The organism is Sphingobium sp. TCM1 (assembly GCF_001650725.1).
Classification (GTDB): Bacteria; Pseudomonadota; Alphaproteobacteria; order Sphingomonadales; family Sphingomonadaceae; genus Sphingobium.
On record NZ_LXVX01000016.1, the window covers coordinates 1 to 20,025 of the forward strand.

At 65.4% G+C, this 20,025-nt stretch carries 18 protein-coding genes and 1 tRNA gene; 9 read left to right on the plus strand and 10 right to left on the minus strand.

All coding sequences use genetic code 11. The annotated features are described in order from the left end of the window. The first annotated feature begins 192 nt into the window (after positions 1-192). The gene (locus tag A7Q26_RS12525; RefSeq protein WP_066859919.1) at positions 193-528 is read left to right on the plus strand and encodes a hypothetical protein; all 336 of its coding nucleotides are present in this window, start codon (positions 193-195) and stop codon (positions 526-528) included. 80 nt (positions 529-608) lie between these two features. Here the strand turns inward: A7Q26_RS12525 and A7Q26_RS12530 are convergent, their stop codons facing one another. From A7Q26_RS12530 to A7Q26_RS12545, 6 genes are all read right to left on the minus strand, one after another. Further along, positions 609-1,484, minus strand: a complete 876-nt coding sequence (locus A7Q26_RS12530; RefSeq protein ID WP_066859922.1) for a 3'-5' exonuclease — start codon at positions 1,482-1,484, stop codon at positions 609-611. After that, entirely contained in the window at positions 1,468-1,632 is a 165-nt protein-coding gene (locus tag A7Q26_RS25580; RefSeq protein ID WP_198162932.1) for a hypothetical protein, read from the minus strand. The genes A7Q26_RS12530 and A7Q26_RS25580 overlap by 17 nt, the downstream gene beginning before the upstream one ends. A 4-nt stretch (positions 1,633-1,636) precedes the next feature. Continuing rightward, positions 1,637-2,893, minus strand: a complete 1,257-nt coding sequence (locus tag A7Q26_RS12535; RefSeq protein WP_066859925.1) for a type II toxin-antitoxin system HipA family toxin — start codon at positions 2,891-2,893, stop codon at positions 1,637-1,639. Further along, positions 2,890-3,105: a type II toxin-antitoxin system Y4mF family antitoxin gene (locus tag A7Q26_RS24610; protein ID WP_084439107.1), complete on the minus strand. Its 216-nt coding sequence runs from the start codon at positions 3,103-3,105 to the stop codon at positions 2,890-2,892. Before A7Q26_RS24610 ends, A7Q26_RS12535 begins: the two co-directional genes overlap by 4 nt. 286 nt (positions 3,106-3,391) lie before the next feature. Then, a complete protein-coding gene (locus tag A7Q26_RS12540; protein ID WP_066859928.1) occupies positions 3,392-4,606 on the minus strand; it encodes a tyrosine-type recombinase/integrase in 1,215 nt (404 codons plus the stop codon). A 164-nt stretch (positions 4,607-4,770) separates the two neighbouring features. Continuing rightward, positions 4,771-4,846: transfer RNA gene (locus tag A7Q26_RS12545), tRNA-Thr, on the minus strand. A 160-nt stretch (positions 4,847-5,006) separates the two neighbouring features. Here A7Q26_RS12545 and A7Q26_RS12550 point away from each other — a divergent pair. Both A7Q26_RS12550 and A7Q26_RS12555 read left to right on the plus strand, forming a co-directional pair. Next, positions 5,007-6,308 (plus strand): PAS domain-containing protein, encoded by a 1,302-nt coding sequence (locus A7Q26_RS12550; protein WP_066859930.1) that lies wholly within the window; start codon positions 5,007-5,009, stop codon positions 6,306-6,308. 323 nt (positions 6,309-6,631) lie between these two features. Next, positions 6,632-11,296, plus strand: a complete 4,665-nt coding sequence (locus A7Q26_RS12555) for an NAD-glutamate dehydrogenase (RefSeq protein ID WP_066859933.1) — start codon at positions 6,632-6,634, stop codon at positions 11,294-11,296. Between the two features lie 101 nt (positions 11,297-11,397). Here A7Q26_RS12555 and A7Q26_RS12560 read toward each other — a convergent pair whose 3' ends face one another. Then, positions 11,398-12,375, minus strand: a complete 978-nt coding sequence (locus A7Q26_RS12560; RefSeq protein WP_084439108.1) for an MlaA family lipoprotein — start codon at positions 12,373-12,375, stop codon at positions 11,398-11,400. A gap of 294 nt (positions 12,376-12,669) precedes the next feature. Between A7Q26_RS12560 and A7Q26_RS12565 the strand changes: the two genes are divergently transcribed. From A7Q26_RS12565 to A7Q26_RS12580, 4 genes are all read left to right on the plus strand, one after another. Next, a complete protein-coding gene (locus A7Q26_RS12565) occupies positions 12,670-13,314 on the plus strand; it encodes a PepSY-associated TM helix domain-containing protein (RefSeq protein WP_066859936.1) in 645 nt (214 codons plus the stop codon). A gap of 12 nt (positions 13,315-13,326) precedes the next feature. Then, complete coding sequence (locus A7Q26_RS12570) at positions 13,327-13,851, plus strand: DUF2271 domain-containing protein (RefSeq protein ID WP_066859940.1); 525 nt, start codon at positions 13,327-13,329, stop codon at positions 13,849-13,851. A 13-nt stretch (positions 13,852-13,864) separates the two neighbouring features. After that, positions 13,865-14,755: a DUF4198 domain-containing protein gene (locus A7Q26_RS12575; RefSeq protein ID WP_066859943.1), complete on the plus strand. Its 891-nt coding sequence runs from the start codon at positions 13,865-13,867 to the stop codon at positions 14,753-14,755. A gap of 110 nt (positions 14,756-14,865) precedes the next feature. After that, positions 14,866-15,732: an FAD:protein FMN transferase gene (locus tag A7Q26_RS12580; RefSeq protein WP_066859946.1), complete on the plus strand. Its 867-nt coding sequence runs from the start codon at positions 14,866-14,868 to the stop codon at positions 15,730-15,732. Positions 15,733-15,770: 38 nt separating this feature from the next. On the opposite strand, the gene A7Q26_RS12585 is transcribed toward A7Q26_RS12580, so the two are convergent. Further along, complete coding sequence (locus tag A7Q26_RS12585) at positions 15,771-16,583, minus strand: kinase (RefSeq protein ID WP_066859949.1); 813 nt, start codon at positions 16,581-16,583, stop codon at positions 15,771-15,773. A gap of 8 nt (positions 16,584-16,591) precedes the next feature. After that, the gene (locus A7Q26_RS12590) at positions 16,592-17,908 is read right to left on the minus strand and encodes a hemolysin family protein (protein ID WP_066859952.1); all 1,317 of its coding nucleotides are present in this window, start codon (positions 17,906-17,908) and stop codon (positions 16,592-16,594) included. A gap of 150 nt (positions 17,909-18,058) precedes the next feature. Here A7Q26_RS12590 and A7Q26_RS12595 point away from each other — a divergent pair, with 150 nt between their 5' ends. After that, a complete protein-coding gene (locus tag A7Q26_RS12595; RefSeq protein ID WP_066859956.1) occupies positions 18,059-18,739 on the plus strand; it encodes an OmpA family protein in 681 nt (226 codons plus the stop codon). Here the strand turns inward: A7Q26_RS12595 and A7Q26_RS12600 are convergent, their stop codons facing one another. After that, a complete protein-coding gene (locus A7Q26_RS12600) occupies positions 18,740-19,288 on the minus strand; it encodes a TetR/AcrR family transcriptional regulator (protein WP_066859959.1) in 549 nt (182 codons plus the stop codon). A gap of 62 nt (positions 19,289-19,350) precedes the next feature. Here A7Q26_RS12600 and A7Q26_RS12605 point away from each other — a divergent pair, with 62 nt between their 5' ends. Continuing rightward, positions 19,351-19,803, plus strand: coding sequence for a monooxygenase family protein (locus A7Q26_RS12605; protein WP_066859962.1), 453 nt, complete (start codon positions 19,351-19,353; stop codon positions 19,801-19,803). The last annotated feature ends 222 nt before the right edge of the window (positions 19,804-20,025 follow it).

Sequence of the window (20,025 nt, forward strand, 5' to 3'; positions counted from 1 at the left end):
CGCAAGGCCATCTTCAACAAACCAGCATCATATTATCTGAAAAGGGGGTCCCTCTTCGACGCCGATCGGGGGTCCCTTTTGAACGCCGTTTGACACCCAGAAGAAATCCACCATCAATTATCACCATTGCCGACTCCTTTCCCGCTCGATATGTTCGCTATTTGTTCTCAAATAGGAAAGAGGGATTCTGCGATGTGTGTACTGATCACCCCGATTCCGGAAAGCGTTCGCTTGCGTGTCACCGGCGACGTCGAAACGGTGCTCACAGTGCCCTATGATACTGACGATCGTTTCCTGGTCGGCCTCAGCGACGGCACCTTGTTGGTGGGCCATTACGGTAAGAACATGCGTTGCCGGTGGGAGGTCGCTCGCGATGGTGCGGGAATCGTTCATTTCGAGGGTGAAGCTGCCTGTGTCGAATGGCGCGTCGAATGGCTGACGATCGGGACCTTCGACGCTCGCGTTATCGAACCCGGAAACCCGCCTGCCTTACCGCTTTTTCCGGACCTTGATCGCTGGGCGGCTTGAAATCGAACGCGCTCAGGATTCCGGAGCGCCCGGCGTGAACCGCATCAACCGTCGATCTTCAGCCGAACCCATACAAAAATTCATCGATGCCGTTCGCAGGCCGTGACGGGTATGAACGAGGGTTCGCCATATCCGGCATAGACATCGCTATGCAGCCAGACGCGTTCGGCATCGCTCTCTTCGTGGCCAATGCTCTTCCACCAGAAACGCATGGCCGCGTCCCAGCGATATCCTCGCGCCTTGAGGCGGTCCTTAGCGTCGAAAGGCGCATCAACGGCATTTACGCGGAAGGTCGGCTGTTCGGAACAGGCGACGAGCTTTGCTAGAATCGTCCCGCCATCCGGCAATCCGTGCGAGAGGAGGTACAGGAGCGCGAGTATATCGTTTTCGGCCCTGTGCCCCTCATAGAACCAGCCGCATTGCGAAACGAGATGCGCCAGAGCTCGGCCCTCGAAACCAAGTTCTAGCCAGTCCAGTTCGGCCATGGAACAGGCCCAAGGCTTTCCGGCGATGGCCGGAAGCCGACGATCGACAAACGGCCTGTCGAAGGCAGCATTGTGGGCGACGATGATGTCGGCGGAGGCAAGGATGTCCACAGCCGCAACTTCGTCGATGAACTGGCCCGCAAGATCGTCGTCTGTGAGGCCGGTTAACTTGGTGATTTTGGGATCAAGTGGAATAGCCGGATCTTCTCGCCAGACCCGAGGCACCCCGACCTGAATGATCCGCCCCCGGACATCAAACCGGAAACGCTGAACGGCCAGTTCGATGATGCGATCAGCATCTCGATCGAGCCCGGTCGTCTCCACGTCGATGGCTACCCCTACCCGGCTGGGGGCATATGGGTCTGCCTCGTGGAACGCAGTGACAGGTACGAGGCGCCGCTGCACGCGAAAGTCGGGATGCGCGCTCAGAATTTCCGCCGCCTGCGAATGGCGATCATTGATGACGTTCATGCGCCTCGACAACCCTCGACACGGTGCCCCTCACCACGTCATTCACGAGATCGCCCTGCCTTCCATCCCAGTGATGATCCACCGGCGCTGACGGGTGCCCCGCCAGGTGCAGGACGTCCCGCAATTCCAGCAAATTCTGCTTGCCCACCCTTTTATTCCTGCAACTTGCGCAACAGCTCTGCGCGGGTCGAAACCACCTCGACCAGACGTACAAGCGTTTCGCCGCCAAAGCCTTCCTCCTCGATCTGCCGGCTAACATCCGGGCAGTGGCTGATGACGGCCTGAGACAAGGCAAGGACGCGTCGCCGGACATAAGGCGCAGATAAACCCATATCCTGCGCAAACTTGCTCCAGATGCGAGCATCGAGATCTTCGATCGCCGACATTTTGACGATCTTCATGGCGAGCTTCGAGTTCACCTCGCGATAAAGGATCGTCGCCATGAGGTCGTAAAGGGGTGTCAGCGTCGGCCCGCTTTCCAGATAGAGCAGACTGAAATTTTTACCATGCGCGTCTGCATTGCCAATGAGCGCATTGAAGATCGCTGCATCGAGGAGACGCAACACATCGACGGCTGGACGCGCGCAGATCCGACGGACCAGATCGAAGGATGATTTGAAATTGGGTCCCCCTTCGGACGCATATTTGCGTTCAGGTGTAATGCCGAGTGCCTGACAAAAATCTTCCTGATGCAGTCGACGCACACTGCCGTCAGCTGCGACAGCGCGATCATAGCGATCGACCAGCAAATAGGCCTTGTCTCCAGTTCGCCGCGGCGCGACAGGCGCAACCGAAAGACCGACCGCCGCAGCAAGGCGCAGGCAGAAGGCTTCATTCTCTGTCGTGCCCGCAAAGCGCTCGATCGGTGGCTTGAGGATGTGGGTGGTTGGCTGTCCCGGCGCCGGCAGGGCGACTTGGCCATCGATGAGAACAACAGGCAATTTGAGCTGTGCGCCTGCCAGTGACAGACGCAATCCATCGTTGCCGGCAAGAAGTGGTCGCCGGGGCAGCTCTTCGAGCAATGCCGCAAGCGCAGCATCGTCGAGTTGGCGCGGCATGAAGGCGATCGGCGTTGCTGGTGGCTCGCTCCCCTCAGGCCACAGAACCAGAGCCCCAGCGACGTCCCCACCCATCGCATCGAGCAGAGCAAAGTCATTGCCCTTTGAAACGCCGAGCGCCCGCGCCGCGCCGTCGCGCTGAGCCTCTTCTGGCAACAACCCCGCAAAAAAGGGGCGAGCCTCGCGACGTCCAAAGGATTCCTGTCGCTTGGGCAGTGATGCCGAGATTGCTGGCTTAGTCGGGTCTTCGAGCCAGACAGATGCATAGCTGAAGTTCAAGTCGCCATGATCATCCAGCCCCAGTCTGCCGACCAGTGCATGGTCCCAAAAGACATTGAGCGCAGCGGTCACGACCGCAGCACCGCGCGACTGTCTACACGTAAATGGCAACCCAGTGCTTCAAGGACCTGGATCGTTTTTCCGAGCTGTATCGTAGCCTTGCCGGCCTCAAGATCGACAATGAATCGCAAGCCAACACCCGCTGCACCTGCCAGTTGATCCTGGCGTAGGCCCATGGTGCGGCGTGCATCACGTACGGCATTCCCTATTTGCTGAACATCCATCTTCGCCACCTTTCCCGATCGGGAATATCAGGCACAAAAGCTGGCTTGGCAAGGCCATATTTCCCGTACGGTAAATTTCCTGTTCTCAACGTGGAAAAGTCATAAAATATTCCCGATCGGGGCATTTGTAGGCTTCCGGCATCAAACTTCCTATAAATTTACCGATCGGGACATTTCCGTTTGATCGACCGCCGCTCCCCTATGAGGAAGAGGGCACCTTTAACGGGGTGAGCAGCAAGTCGTGCCCCATAACCGAGCACATTGTCCGTCAAAGCGTGGCGGGAGGTCAGGTGCCGAACATCGGGCGTATGATCTCTGCGCCATCACGCAGCTTGCAAAGATAATCCGACCACCATTGCGCCATACGGACACGCTCGTCCCAGTGGGCGCCGCGATGATAGGCGGCCCGGACGCTGTCGCGTTCTCGATGCGCTAGTGAGCGTTCGATCGCATCAGGATGCCAGAGGCCACTTTCGTTGAGCAGCGTACTGGCGATCGACCTGAAGCCATGCGAGGTCATTTCCTCATTCGTGAAGCCCAAGCGCCGAAGGGCTATATTGAGCGTGTTCTCGCAAATCGGTTTGAGAAACGTCTTGTTTGCCGGAAACAGGAATGTGCCCGGATTATCCAGTGCCTTGAGTTCCTTCAGCAGAGTGATCGCCTGCGTGGACAGCGGGACGGCGTGAGGCACGCGCATCTTCGTTCTCTCGCCCGGCACGCGCCACACCTTGGCTTCGAAATCAATCTCGGGCCATTCCCCCTTCCGCAATTCGCCCGGCCGCAAATAGACGTGCGGAGCAAGCTGAAGAGCGATCCGGGTTTCGATCTTGCCGCCATAGCCGTCGATCGCGCGGAGTAGTTCGCCGACCTTCACCGGATCGAGCAATGCCGCATGATGCTTGACCTTCGGCGTGGTGAGTGCGCCTCGCAGGATGTCGGCCGGATTGTGCTGGGCGCGCAGCGTGGCAACCGCATAGCGGAAAATGCGCCCGGAAAATGAACGGAGACGGATAGCCGATTCATGATGACCTTTCCGTTCCAGGCGCTTGAGCGACTGGAGAAGCTCATGGGCGGTAATGTCGGCTATCGGCCGATGTCCGATAGAGGGATCGAGCAGATCGCGAAACCATCGCGCCTTCTTGAGAGTGGCAGGGGCCTTCGCCTCCCGCTCCATCTTTTCGATGAACTCGTCCGCCACGACCCGGAATGTGGTACGGGCCGCCAGTTCAGCCTCCACCTTCGCCTGCAAACGGACGGCCAAGGGGTCCTGCCCTCCGCTCAGTTGCTCGCGCGCTTCATCCCGCTTCTTGCGCGCCTCTTTCAGGCTCACATCGGGATAGCGGCCAAGCGCCATCTTCTTCTCTATGCCGTGAAACCGGAACTTCACCCGCCACAAATAGGAGCCTGATGGCGAGACAAGCAGGTACAGGCCCTTCTCGTCAGCGACCTTGTAGGGCTTCTCCCTGGGTTTGAGGGCATTGATCTGAACCGTTGTAAGCATCTGGGGGCCTCGACTCAAAAATGTCAAAAAGGCCCCCAATTCGAGGCCCCCAAATCACCCGGATAGGGGTGGATAGGAGCAGACGACACCGGAAAGCCGATGCCCAATTATACCAGTTTTTCAGGGGTTTTTCGAGGTTTCAGGCCCCTCGAAAAGGGCAGATCTGGTGCCGCTTACGTGACTCGAACACGTGACCCCATCATTACGAATGATGTGCTCTACCAACTGAGCTAAAGCGGCGTCGGGGCGGGCTGATAACAGCGGTTGGGGCGACGCACAAGCCGGCAAATTGCATCGGTCGCATCCTTTTATGGCGCCGCCGCATTTACCCCCCCTTTACCATCCCGTGCCAATGTCGAGTCCTGAGGAACGATTTTGACCTGTGTTAGGGACCGACCGGATGGACACTCTGCGGGGGCGCGACGTCGCCAACGACCAGGATGATTTCGATCATGCCGATGATGCGGCGATCGAGACACCGCCGGCCGTCGGTTCGGACGAACGGCGGATGCAGGTGCGCGCCTATAATTATTGGGCGTCGCTGCTGGGTGATCGCGCGCTGCCCTCGATCGAGGATCTCTCGCCCGAGCAACTGGAGGATTTCGGTCCCTACAGCGTCCTGCTCGACTTCAGCACGGGGATGGAAAATCCCGCGGTCGCCTATCTCGGCTCGGCATTGCGCCAGGAATGCGAGATCGAGGGTGCGATCGGCTTCATCAACGACGTGCCGGCGCGTTCGCTGCTGTCGCGACTGACCGACCATTATCTGCAGATCATCGCCAATGCCGCGCCGATCGGGTTCGAAGCCGAATTCATCAACCAGCGCGGCGCGGAAATCCTCTATCGCGGCATATTGATGCCCTTTTCGTCCGATGGCGACACGATCGACTTCGTGTTCGGCGTCATCAACTGGAAGGAAGTAGCGACCGACGACGTGCTCCAGTCGCTGGAGCAGGAAGTCGGCGAAGCGCTGCGCACCGCGCCCGCGCCCGTCCCCGTGACGCCGGTCTGGGCCGACGGCCCGGCCAGCGCGCCCGCTTCGACCTTCGATGCGGACGAGGAGGATGACGACACGCTGGACCTGGCCGGCATGGAGTGTCCGGGCGACGACGCCTCGCTGGCCGACTGGCTGGCGCTGGCGCGCGACGGCGCCGCGCGGGTTCGGATCAGCGAGGCGCGCAGCCATGCCGCCCTCTACCGCGCCGTCAGCCTGGCCTATGATTTCTCGCTGGTCGCGCGCGCCCGGCCCGACGATTATGCCGAACTGCTGGCCGACTATGGCATCAAGGCGCAGGCCCGCAGCCCGATGACCGCCGTCATCAAGCTGGTCTTCGGCGCGACCTATGACAAGACGCGCATCACCGAATATGCCACCGCGCTCGAACATGCGTTCGCAAATGGCCTGGGCGTCGGAAAATTCGCCGAATATCTTGCCACCTATGTCGGCGGGTTGAAGGCTGTGGTCCGCGACGAGCGCGCGCTGCGCCGCTCCGCCCAGCCTGCACGTCCCGACAAGCGCCAACTGGCCCGGACGGCAATGAAGGCGGCCGCCCCGCTCGATCCGTTGGCGATCACGACCGATGCGGACGGGTTCGCGGTGGTGGTGGCCCGCCGCGAAGTCGACGGCTCCCTGTCGCTGGTCGGCGCCCTGCCCGAAGATTCAGACCTTGGCCAGCGCGTAATCGCCGCCGCCGCCCATTGACGATCGCCCCGGCATCTCTGGCCGTCGCGCCGCCGTCATTCGCCGCGAAATGCTTTCCCGCCGTCCGGATCGGCGCTCGACAGGCCCGCGCTCCGGATTCATAGTCGCGACCATCCACACAGCCCCGCCGCGAGGCGCAGGGCCGTTTGTGCGCTGCATCATATTATTTCACGCGCTGGAAATTTTGTTTCACTCTCGACTTGAGCCGTCCGCCACTCGGGCGCATATAGGCGCTCCAATACCGGGGAGTCGCATGGCGGCCATCCAGCGTCTCCTCCGTTTCGACAGGCAAGCGGGGCCCACCCGCGCTGAGAGGTGAGCGAATGACGGCGCTGGCAGATACGAAGATCAAGGAAGTCGACACATTCATCCGCGAGGCGCTGGAAGAAGCGCTGGCGCGCAGCGCCCTGCCCGGCGAACGGGAAGGGTTCGACAGCGCGGCCGTCGCCGCGGCGGCGGCGTTCCTGGGCCGCACGGCCAATGGCCGCAAGCCCGGTGTGCCGGCGATTGCCGTCGAAACGCTGGGCGAAGGCGCGACCGGCCGCTTCATGCGTATCGCCCTCGTCAATGACGACATGCCCTTCCTGGTGGATTCGATCGCCAACACGCTGGCGGCCGCCGACATCACCATCCACCGCCTGCTGCATCCGGTGCTTTCCGTCGCGCGAGACGGCGCGGGCGCATTGTCGGCGATCCTGGATGACGACGCGCCGGGCGCGCGCCGGGAATCGATGATCTATATCGAGGCCGACCGGGCCGACGCCAAGGCGCGCCGGGCGCTGGAAAAGGCGCTGGAGGACACGCTCGCCGACGTGCGCGCGACCGTCGCCGACTGGGCGCCGATGCAGACCGCCATGGCCAATGACGCCGATGCAGTGCCCGATGAGGAAGGCGCCGCGCTGCTGCGCTGGTTCCTCGCCCGCCACTTCACCCAGGTCGGCCATGAAATCATCCGCCGCGACGGCAGCAGCGTGGCCCGGCTGGGCATCTGCACCCGTCATGACAAGCCGCTGATCGCACCTGCTTCGCTGGAGGCCGCCTTCGTCTGGTTCGAGGAGGGCAAGCGCACGCCGCTGATCGTCAAGTCGAGCCGCCTCTCGCGCGTGCATCGCCATGTCCTGCTCGACCTCGTCATCGTGCCCCTGCGCGAAGGCAGGGAGGTGACGGCACTGTCGATCCATGCCGGCATGTGGACCAGTTCCGGCCTGTCGGCGACCCCGGACAAGGTGCCGCTGCTCCGGTCGGCCCTGTCCACGCTGATGGACAAGTTCGGTTTCGATCCGGCCGGCCATGCCGGCAAGACTCTGGCTCATGCGCTGACCGCGCTGCCCCATGACATCACCATCGGCTTCGATCGCGAAACGCTGGAGCGGCTGGCGCTGACCTTTATGTCGCTCAGCGACCGGCCGCGCCCGCAGCTGGCGCTCGCCACCAGCGCGCTGGCACGCCACCTCTACGCCTTCGTCTGGCTGCCGCGCGACGAATTGTCGACCGCGCGCCGCACCGCCATTCAGGACATGCTGGCCCGGGCGGCGAACGGTCCGGTGCTCAGCTGGTCGATCGCGCTGGAGGAAGGCGGCCTCGCCCTGCTGCGCATCACGCTCGACCTGCGCGATGGCGGCGTCGTGCCGGATGACGCCGCGCTCGACCAGCAGCTCAAGCAGATGGTGCGCGGCTGGGTGCCCGCCGTGGAGGAAGCGCTGGCCGCGACCGAGGAAGCGGGCCGCGCCGCTGCGCTGGCGCAGCGCTTCGCGCCGGGCTTTCCCCTCGCCTATCGCAACGGCGCCGGCCCGGTCGAGGCCGCGATCGACATCCGCTTGCTCCACGGCCTGTCGGGCGCGGGCGACAAGTCGATTCGCATCTACCGCAATCCGGAGGACAGCGCCGAACGGCTGCGCCTCAAGCTCTACAGCCACCACACCACGGCCCTGTCCGACGTCGTGCCCGCCTTCGAGAATTTCGGCTTCCGCGTGATCGAGGAGATGACGACGGCACTCGAAAATGGCGGACTGGGCCATGTCCAGCGCTTCGTGTTGGAACTGCCCGCCGGTGGCAACGCGCAGGCGGTGGTGGACCGCGCCGAAATCGTGACCGAAGCCATCGCCCAGGTGCTGGAGGGCCATGCCGAAAATGACCGGCTGAACGAACTGATCGTGACCGCCGGCCTGACGCCCCGTTCGGTGGTACTGTTCCGCTCGCTCTACCGCTATCTGCGCCAGACCGGAATGGCCTATGGCATGGCGACCGTCGCCGAAACGCTGCGCCGCGCACAGGATGTCGCTGCCAGCCTCGTCACCCTGTTCGAGGCGCTGCATGATCCCGCCGCGCGCGACGGCGCAAACGAGAGGATAGCGCAGGCGCAGGCGGCGATCGACGCCGGCCTCGACCATGTGACCGCGATCGACGAGGATCGCGTGCTGCGCCTGCTGCGCGCGGTCGTCACCGCCACGCTGCGCACCAATTTCTTCAGCAAGGCAGCGGCAGAGGCCATCGCCTTCAAGCTGGACAGCGCGCAGATCCCGGGCCTGCCCGCCCCGCTTCCGTGGCGCGAAATCTGGGTCTATTCCCCGCGCGTCGAGGGCATCCATCTGCGCGCCGGCCCGGTGGCCCGCGGCGGCTTGCGCTGGTCCGACCGGCGCGACGACTTCCGCACCGAAATATTGGGCCTGATGAAGGCGCAGCGGGTGAAGAATGCCGTCATCGTGCCGACCGGCGCGAAGGGCGGCTTCTATCCCAAGCAATTGCCCAATCCGCAGATCGACCGCGACGCCTGGCTGGCGGAAGGCACCGAAAGCTACCGCATCTTCATCCGCGCCCTGCTGTCGGTCACGGACAATATCGTCAACGACAAGGTGAAGCACCCGCCGCAGGTGGTCATTCACGACGGCGAAGACCCCTATTTCGTGGTCGCCGCCGACAAGGGCACGGCGACCTTCAGCGACGTCGCCAACGCCATCGCGCTCGACCGCAAATTCTGGCTGGGCGACGCCTTCGCCAGCGGCGGCTCCAACGGCTATGACCACAAGGCGATGGGCATCACCGCGCGCGGCGCGTGGATCAGCGTCCAGCGCCACTTCGCCGAAATGGGCGTCGACGTGCAGAACGAACCGGTGCAGGTCGTGGGTTGCGGCGACATGTCGGGCGACGTGTTCGGCAACGGGATGCTGCTCAGCAAGTCGATCAAGCTGGTCGCTGCCTTCGACCATCGTCACATCTTCTTCGACCCCGCACCCGATCCGGCCAGGAGCTGGGACGAACGCAACCGGCTGTTCCAGCTGCCCCGTTCCAGCTGGGAGGATTATGACAAGTCGCTCATTTCCGCTGGCGGCGGCGTCTTTTCGCGCAGCCTGAAAAGCGTGCCCCTGACCCCGGAAGTCCAGGCAATCCTGGGCGTGACCGAAACGGAAATGGAACCGACGGCGCTCATCTCCGCCATCCTGAAGGCTCCGGCCGACCTTCTCTGGTTCGGCGGCATCGGCACCTATGTGAAGGCCGCCGCGCAAAGCCACGGCGATGTCGGCGATCCGGCCAACGATCGGTTGCGCATCAATGCCGAACAGCTGCGCGTAAAGGTGGTCGGCGAAGGCGCGAACCTGGGCGTCACCCAGGCCGGCCGCATCGCCTTCTCGTTGCAGGGCGGCCGCATCAACACCGACTTCATCGACAATTCGGCCGGCGTCGACTGCTCGGACAATGAGGTCAACATCAAGATCGCGCTCAACAAGGAAATGGCCGAAGGCCGCCTGCCCTTCGAGGAGCGCAACCGGCTGCTGGAAAGCATGACCGACGCGGTGGCCGACATCGTGCTGGAGGATAACCGCCTCCAGGCGCTGGGCCTGTCCATCGCCGAAGCCGGTGGCGCCGCCGACCTCGCCTCCTATGTCCGCCTGATCGAGACGTTCGAGGAAAGCGGCCGGCTCGACCGGCAGGTGGAGGGGCTGGCCGCCAACGACCAGTTGCTGCGGCGTGGCCAGGACGGCCAGGGGCTGACGCGCCCCGAACTCGCCGTGCTGCTGTCCACGGCCAAGCTGGCGCTTCAGGATGCGATCGAACAGGGCGACCTCGCCACCGACGCGACCATGGGCAGCGAACTCGCCGCCGCCTTCCCCCCTGCCATGCAGCAGAAGGAAGCCGACGCGATCGCCGCCCATGCGCTGAGGAAGGAGATCATCGCCACCAAGGTCGCGAACCGCATCGTCAACCGCCTCGGCCTCATCCATCCCTTCGAACTGGCGGAAGAGGAGGGCTGCTCGCTCGCCGATCTCGCCAGCGCCTTCCTGATCGCCGAACGTCTCTACGACATCGGCACGCTGTGGGCGGACATCGACGCGGCCGAGATGTCCGAAGGGGCGCGCCTTGCCCTGTTCAGCGATATTGCCGGGGGGATGCGCGCGCAGATCGCCGACATATTGCGCGCCCTGCCCACCGGCACGCTGCCGGCGCAGGGCCATGAGCGACTGGCCGCGGGCGTCGGCAAGCTCGCCGCCCAGGTCGACGACCTGCTGACCAGCGAGGCGCAGCGGCGCACCAATGCCGTCACCGACCGCCTGCTCGGTCTCGGCGCGCCCGAAGCGCTGGCGCTGCGCACCGCCGGGCTGTTCAAGCTCGACGGCGCGGTGGGCATCGCCGCGCTCGCCGCGCGCATGGACGTGGACGAAATCGCACTCACCCGCGCCTTCACCCATCTGGGCGAAGCGGTCGGCATCGACTGGGTCCAGTCCGCCGCCGCGCGGATGGAGCCGACCGATCCCTGGGAACGCCTGCTCATCTCCGGCGTCGCCCGCGACATGCAGCAGGTACGGCTCGACTTCCTCGCCCAGGGGAAGGGCCAGGACATCGCCACCCATGTCGAGCAGTGGCTCCAGGCCAAGGGCGCGCGCGTCCGCCAGTTCCGCACGCTCGTCCAGCGCGCCAAGGCGGCCGCGACGCCCAATGTCGCGATGTTGGCCGAAATCGCGGGTCAGGCGCGCGGACTGCTGGGGCGCTAATCTCCCGGTCATGAAAAAAGGGGCGCCCTCCATGCGGATGGCGCCCCTTTTTTGTGGAGTCGGATGACTTTACGTCGTTCCGTCGTTTCCAATCCGCGCGCTTATTGCGGCTGGTCCGTCTCCGGCTCATTCATGTCCGGTCCGTCCCGATCCGGGATCGTAACCTTGGGCGCGTTCTTCTTGCCCGGCGTCGGCATATCCTCTCCATAGATGGGCACGATCGGCTCGGCCGGCGCGCGCCCATGCAGCGCGTCGATCTCCGCCTGCCGCTGCTTCAGATACAGCTCGCGATAGACGGTGTAGGGGTCATCCTCCTTGCGGATCGCCTGGATCGTCTCGTCGAACGCAGCGCGCTCGCCCAGCTGGTTGAGGATCGTCGTCGGGAGGACATAGGCCGGCCGGGTAAAGGGATCGCCGGCGATGAAGGGCAGCACCATCTTGTCCACCGTATCGCCAATGATGTCGCGCAGCGTGGTCGGGCCGACGATAGGCAGATACATATAGGGACCGGGCTTCACGCCATAATAGCCCAGCGTGTTGGCAAGGCCGTTATTCCGGTGGGGCAGGTGGAAGGGCTTGCGCTTGGCGACATCGAAGAGGCCCAGGAAACCCAGCGTCGAATTGACGCCGAAGCGGCCGACCGTCTCCGCTGCCTTGCCCGGCTTGAACTGCAACAGATAGGCGGCGGCGACCACTGGCTCGCCCAGATTGGAGAAGAAGTTGCGCAACCCCTTGCGCACCGGACGCGGCAGACCCTTGTTATAGGCCTTGGCCACCGGCTCGACGACCGCCTTGTCGACCGACTGCACCGCCTCGAAGCTCTTGGCGTTCAGCTGTTCCAGCGGATCGCCCTTGGGCGCGCCCTTCTCCCCGGTAACGACGATGTCCTGCGTGGCGCCGGCCCCATTCGCGGCCGGCGGAACGGTCGGCACGACGGGGGGTGGCGGCGTTCCGGCCGCGGGCGCGGTGTCCTGCAACGCCGCCCCCTCGGCAACGGCGGCCATGGCCAGTCGCGGTGCCTCGGCTTCCGCCTGCGCACCCATCATCATCATTCCCGCAGCAACGGCCGGCAGCAGCATAGTGTCATCCCAATAGCGGCCACCGCTTGCTCTCCTGAAGAGCGGCCCGATCCACAGCCCCGACATCCCGGCGTTATTCCGCCTGTCTTACATCCGGCAAATATTTCGGCTAGTTGGGATGGACCTGCCCGTCAATAGCGGCGCAAGGGCGCCTGTCGCCCCCGGCGCTGCGTCCGCCGCACAAAAAGTCCGTCATACATTTTGATACAATTTGGCGACTGCGACTCGTTTGCAATTGCGAGGCGTTCGCGTTATGCGGTCGACCTCGTTTTTTGCAGGACCAGTCCCTTCCCGATGCACGGAACCGCCCGCATCCACCCGCTCAAGAAGAAGAGCGCCAAGGCCTTCTGGCTGAAGCAGCTCCACACCTGGCATTGGGTCAGTTCGGCGATCAGCCTCATCGGCCTGCTGCTCTTCGCCTTCACCGGCATCACGCTAAACCACGCCGCCGATGTCGAGGGGGCGCCGCAGACCGTGGAGAAAAGCGCCACCCTGCCCGCAGACCTTCTGAAACAGCTCGCCCCCGATGATGCGCCCGACGCGAAGAAGCCGCTGCCCGCCCCGGTCGCCGCCTGGGTGGAAAAGGCGATCGGACAGAGCGGCGCGGGCGTGGCGGAATGGTCCGCCGACGAAGTCTATCTCGCCCTGCCGCGCCCCGGCGGCGACGGCTGGATCGCGATCGACCGGGTGAGCGGCGACGTGACCAGTGAAAGTACCAGCCGCGGCTGGATCAGCTACCTCAACGACCTGCACAAGGGCCGCAACGCAGGCACCGCGTGGAAATGGTTCATCGACATCTTCTCGGTCGCCTGCTTCCTCTTCGCCCTCACCGGCCTGCTGCTGCTCCAGTTGCACGCGAAGAAGCGCCCGACCACCTGGCCGCTGGTCGCGGGCGGCCTCGTCATCCCGGCGATCCTCGCCATCATCTTCATCCATTAAGGGGGACCATCCATGCAGATCCGCCACAGCTTGGCCCTGACCGGCACGGCGGCGCTCGGCGCGCTCGCCGCGCCCGCCAGCGCCCAGACGCTGAATCTCGGCATCACCATCCCGCGCCTGTCGGTCGCCGAATATCACCGCCCCTATGTCGCGATCTGGATCGAGAAGGAGGGCGCTGCTCCCCGCAGCCTGTCGGTCTGGTATGATTATGACATGCGCAATGGAGAGGGCACCAAGTGGCTGCGCGACGTGCGCCAGTGGTGGCGCGCTTCGGGTCGGGCAATGAAGTTTCCGGCCGATGGCGTGACCGGCGCAACCCGCGCGCCGGGCGACCAGAAAATCGCCTTCACCGCCGGCAAGGGGCCGCTGGGGCAGCTGGCGCCCGGCAATTACACGCTGCTGGTCGAGGCCGCGCGCGAGGTAGGCGGTCGCGAAGTCGTCCGCCTGCCCTTCGCCTGGCCACCGAAACCGGGCGCCACCGTCAAGGCGCAGGGCGGCAGCGAACTGGGCGCCATCACCCTCACCTTCGGCAAATAAGGGGAAGAAAGCCATGAAAACCAGGTTTCTGATCGCGGGGGCGCTTGCCGCCCTGTTGCTCTCGGGCGCGGCGCAGGCGCATCGCCAATGGATGATGCCGTCCTCCACCACCCTGTCGGGCAATGAAAGCTGGGTGACGGTCGACGCCGCCGTTTCCAACGATCTTTTCTATTTCGAACATTTCCCGATGGCTACGGACAATATCAGCGTCACCGAACCCGACGGCGCGGCCGGCAAGATCGAGAATGCGGCCAAGGGGCGCTATCGTTCGACCTTCGACGTCCACCTGACCAAGCCCGGCACCTATCGGATCGCCAATGCCTCGACCGGCATCATGGGCAGCTACATGCTGAACGGCAAGCGCGAGCGGCTGCCGCGCGGCACTACCAAGGACAAGCTGGCCAGCGCCCTGCCCACCGGCGCCACCGATGTGCAGGTCGCCGAAGCTTCCAACCGCAACGAAATTTTCGTGACGCTGGGCGCGCCCACCACGACCATCTTCAAGCCGACCGGCGAAGGTATCGAACTGGTCCCCGTCACCCACCCCAACGACCTCGTTTCGGGTGAGGCGGCGACCTTCCAGTTCCTGCTCGACGGCAAGCCCGCCGCCGGCCTCAAGGTCACGGTCATTCCCGGCGGCATCCGCTATCGGGATGCGCTGGACCAGATGGACCTCATTGCCGACAAGGACGGCAAGCTGTCGGTGACATGGCCGCAGCCGGGCATGTACTGGCTCAACGCCAGCATCGGTGGCGGACGCGAAGGTGGCGAAGGCGGCCCCGGCGGTCCGGGCCAGGCCGGTCCCGGTGCGGGCGCATCGCCCGCGCCGCGGCCGCAGGCGCCGGCCGGCCCGCCGCAGCGCCGCGCCTCCTACATCACGACGCTGGAGGTGCTGGCGCCCTGAACGCCAGCCTCCCGCACGGCCTGCGCATCGCGATCGCGCCCGACCTTTCGCCCGAGCAATTCCTCGGGCGACAGCGTCAGGGCGCGATCGTCGCATTGGGCGGCCCCACCATGGGAACGAGCTGGTCGGCGCAGATCGTCGATCCGCCCGAAGGCTGCGCGGCCGAGATCGAAAAGGTGCTGACGGGCATCATCGACCAGATGAGCAACTGGGAGGCGAACTCCGCCATCAGCCGCTTCAACCGCCTGGCGGTGGGCGAATGGATGCCGCTGCCGGCAGACCTGCTGACGGTCTTGCGCGCCGGCCTCGACATCGCCCGCCTCTCGGACGGCGCCTTCGACCCCGCGATCGGCCGGCTCGTCGACCGCTGGGGCTTCGGCCCCGACGCGGAAAGCTTCGACGCCGCCGTCATCCCATCCCCGTGGAGGCGGATCGAAGTGGATGGAACCCGCGCCCGTCGCACGGCCGACGTCTCGCTCGATTTCTCCGGCATTGCCAAGGGCTTCGCGGTGGATGCCATCGCCGTAGCCTTGCGGGCGATGGGCGTCGCCAATTTCCTGGTCGAGATCGGCGGCGAGTTGCGCGGCGACGGGATCAAGCCCGACATCCAGCCCTGGTGGGTCGACGTCGAAGCACCGCCGGGCCTGCCCGTGCCGACATTGCGCATCGCCCTCTCCGGCCTCGCCGTCGCCACCTCGGGCGATTATCGCCGGTATCGCATGGACCGCGACCGCCGCCTTTCGCACAGCATCGACCCGGCGACTGGCGCACCGATAGCGGAGGGCGTCGCCTCCGTCACCGTGCTGCACGACAGCGCCATGCTGGCCGACGCCTTGGCCACAGCCATCACCATTCTCGGCCCTGACCGGGGCATGGCCCTGGCCACCAGCCACGCCCTCGCCGCCCGCCTCGTCCTGCGCACGGATGCGGGCGCGCAGGAATATATGACGCCCAGGCTTGCGGCGATGCTGGACTGAGAGGCGGCGTTGCAGACGCAGCCGCGCCGTGACCGCGTTCAACCACCCGGCCGCCTCCGCACCTCTGTCACCCGGCGGTTGGCGTCCAGCGCGATCAGCAGGTCGGCGCGTCCCGGCATCTCGGCCAGCATATGGCGCGTGATCCGTTCATAATGCTGGATGAAGCGCGCCACCTGCGCCGCGTCCATCACGCCCGCGCCGCCCCGCGTGCGCAGCGCCTCCTCCTGCTGGTTCCGCCAGCGCTCCACCACCGCGAAATCGGGCGCGGCCAGCAGCGCGAGCCGGTCGATACGGGCGAACAGCCGCTGATACACCCCCGCCAATGCCGCATTGACGAAGCAGCGCCAGCGGCCGTCCGCATCCTCGCGCGCCTCCAGCGGGTTGACGGGCACGGCCAGCGCCGCCCGCTCCTGCGGCCGCGCGCCGACGCACCAGCCCTCCAGGATCAGCAGCCGGGTGGCAGCGGGCGCGAGATCCCATGCGCTTTCGGGCAGGCGATCGTCCATCGCCTTGTCGAACCGGGGCAGGCCCGCCGCCTCCCCCCGCTCCAGCGCGGCGATCAGTGCCAGCCCCAGCGCGACATCATGCGTCCCCGGCACCCCGCGCGTCCGCAGCAGGGGATGGACCGTCCGCGCCAGCGCCGCGCGTTCCGCCGCGGTGCGGTAGAGATCGTCGATCGACAGCAGCGCACAGGCCACGCCCTGCGCCGCCAGCCGGGCCTTCAGCGCCACCGCCAGCGTGGACTTGCCGCTGCCCTGCGCGCCGGCGATGCCCAGCACCACCAGGCCATCGGCCCGCGCGGCCAGCGCCTGCGCGGCCAGCGCGCTCGCCGCATCCAGCGCATCCGCCACGCCCGGCCCTACCCCATCGCCACCAGCAGCTTGTCGATCTTGCGCCCGTCCATGTCGACGATCTCGAAGCGCCAGCCCTGGTCCTCGGCATAGTCGCCCACTTCGGGCAGGCGCTTGAGCAGCCACAACGCATGGCCCGCCACGGTGGCGTAGTCGCGATCCTCCGACAGGTCGATGCCGATCCGCTCGGCCAGCTGGTCGATCGGCATCTGGCCGGATACCAGCAGGCTGCCATCTTCGCGCTCGACCACGTCCGGATCGTCGAACACGTCGCGGTCCGACGCGAAATGGCCCGCGATGGCGGACAGCAGGTCGGCCGGGGTCACGATCCCCTCGAAATGCCCATATTCGTCATGCACCATCACCATCGGCACGTCGGACCGGCGCAGCACCTCCAGCGCGTCCATCGCGTCCACCTGGTCGGGCACGATCTCCGCCCGGCGCATCAGCGTCTCGACGTTCAGCGGCTCCCCCCGGAACAGCGCGGTCATGATGTCGCGCGCCTGGACGATGCCGATAATATCCTCCACCGACCCGCGCCCCACCGGCAGGCGGGTGTGCGGCGTGTCGAGCAGCTTGGCGCGGATCGTCTCCTCGTCGGCGCCGATGTCGATCCAGTCGACATCCATGCGCTGGGTCATCACCTCGCGCACCGGCCGGTCGGCCAGCCGCACCACGCCGGATATGATCGCCCGCTCGCTTTCCTCGATGATGCCCGACCGGCTCGCTTCCGCGACGATCAGGTGCAATTCCTCGGCGGTGACATGATGTTCCGATTCGCGGTCCAGCCGCAGCAGCTTGAAGATCAGGCTGCTCGACCCGTCCAGCACCCACACGATCGGCGCGGTCAGTTTCGCCAGCCACTGCATCGGCCGGGCGACGAAGACCGCGATCGGCTCGGGCGCGCGCAACGCGAACTGCTTGGGCACCAGCTCGCCGACGATCAGCGAGGCATAGGTAGTAAGGCCGATGACCAGTGCGAAGCCCGCATTTTCGGCCAGGTTGGGCGACAGGCCCAGCGCCTGCAACCGCTCGCCCACCGGCCCGCCCAGGCTCGCGCCCGAATAGGCGCCCGCGACGATGCCGATCAGGGTGATGCCGATCTGGACGGTGGACAGGAACTTGCCGGGGTCCGCCGCCAGAGCCAGCGCCGCCCGCGCGCCCTTGCGCCCGGCCTTCTCCATCGCCTGGAGCCGGGGCTTGCGCGCCGACACGATCGCCAGTTCCGACATGGCGAAGACACCGTTCAGCGCCACCAGCGCCAGGATGATGACAAGGTCTGCCCAGGGAAAGGGCGTGGGATGGGGAGGGGGGATCGTGGCCATGGCGGTCAGTGACCCCCTATAGACGCTAATCTTTCAATTTCACAACATCGGCATCATCCACAGTTCAGTTCGCTTGTGGAACAAAGCGCTTGGCTCGGCCATTGAGGGGAGCATCCGCTCCACGGGGCGAATAGACAAGGGAACAGAATAATGAGGATTTCTCACCGGATCATCGGCGCCGCGGGTCTGGCCGCGATGCTTGCCACCACCGCCTGCACCACCGATCCGCAGACCGGGCAGCGCAGCATTTCCAAGGCGGCAATCGGCGGCATCGGCGGCGCGCTGGGCGGTTATCTGCTGGGTGATCTGGTCGGCGGGCGCAACGACCGCACGGAAAAGATCCTGGGAGCGGGGATCGGCGCGGTCGCCGGCGCGGGCATCGGCGCCTATATGGACGCGCAGGAGCGCAAGCTGCGCGAGGAAACCGCCGGCACCGGCGTGGACGTGATCCGCGACGGCGACAATCTGCTGCTGCGGATGCCCTCGGGCATCACCTTCGGCTATGACCGGGCGGACGTGCAGCCCCAGTTCCAGCCGACGCTGAACGATGTCGCGTCGGTCCTGGCGCAATATCCCAAAACCTATATCGACGTATATGGCCATACCGACAGCGACGGCGCGGACGCCTATAACCAGACGCTGTCGGAACGCCGCGCCCGCTCCGTCGCCGATTATCTGATCGGCCGCGGCGTCCAGTCCGCCCGCATCGGCACGCGCGGCTACGGAGAGACCCAGCCGATCGCCTCCAACGCGACCGAGGAAGGCAAGGCCGCGAACCGCCGCGTCGAAATCAAGATCGCACCCGTGACCGAAGCCGACGTGAAGGGCTAATCAGGACCGGGCAACCAGCGCCCGCGCCATCAGGTCCAGCGCCGCCCGTTCCGCCACCGGATCGGGCGGCAAGCGGCCGTCCAGCGCCAGCGTGGCGAGGCCATGGACCAGCCCCCAGCAGGCCAGCGCGCCCGCTTCGGCCTGGTCGGGCGACATGTGCGCCACGCGCGCCGCCATCAGCGCGTAAGCGCCCCGGCACTGGTCGTGCGGCAGGGTCATGCCCGCATCATCGGCGAACATCAGCCGGAACAGCGCTGGATGCGCGCGGGCGAAGGCGATATAGGACAGGCCCTGCGCCGTGAGCGCGTCGGCCGCCTCGATGGCGTCATCCGCCGCCTTCGCCTCCGCCTCCAGCATCGCAAATCCGCGCAGCGCCACCGCCGCCATCAACGCCCTCTTGTCCGCGAAGTGGCGATATGGGGCCATGGCCGACACCTGCGCCGCCCGCGCCACCGCGCGCAGACTGACTTCCCCGTCGCCCGCCTCGATCAGCGCCAGCGCGCAATCCACCAGACGGTCATGGAGCGAAGGGACTGTGGGATCGGACATGGATGTTTACGCTGTAATCCGGATAAGTCATGTTTACACCATAAACGTCAAGGAGCGAGTCGATGCAATCCCGCCAGTCGGTCGACCTGTCCGCCTATCCCGACCTCATCGTCATCATGCTGGGCTTTCGCGTGTCTAGCCTGCGCGGCCTCGCCTCGCTGATCGGCATCGGCAAGGAACTACGTTCGGTCAGGGAGAATCCGCCCGAGGGGCTGCTGGCGCATGAGCAATGCCTGTTCGCGCTCAACCATTTCGGCATCCGCCAATATTGGCGCGACCTCGAAAGCCTGGAAAGCTTCACCCGTTCGGCGCCCCATTCGCACTGGTGGCGCGATTTCGCGAAACTCGGCCGGGGCGCCGGCTTCTGGCACGAAAGCTATGCGCGCAGCGGCGCGATGGAGGCGCTCTACGCCAACATGCCCGGCGCCATGGGCTTCGCAACATTCGCCCCGCCCCTCGCTCCCGACGGCCCCTTCCTCACCGCCCGCCAGCGCCTGACGCTTGGCCGGGCGTAACAGCCGCCAGTTCCAATTGGCTGCGATGCATGGAGCCGGTTGACCAGTCCGACCATCCAGGCAACCTACAGTCGTTGAAGTGCCCGTAACATCTTTCTGTCGCCTGCTGGGACGGCGACACCGTCAACTTCAGCCTCGAACCCTTGTGCGGCGCCAAAGATCGCCCCCTCCCCCTTCACAAATCCTCCGCATCGGCCTATATGGGTCATCGAACTCCGGTCC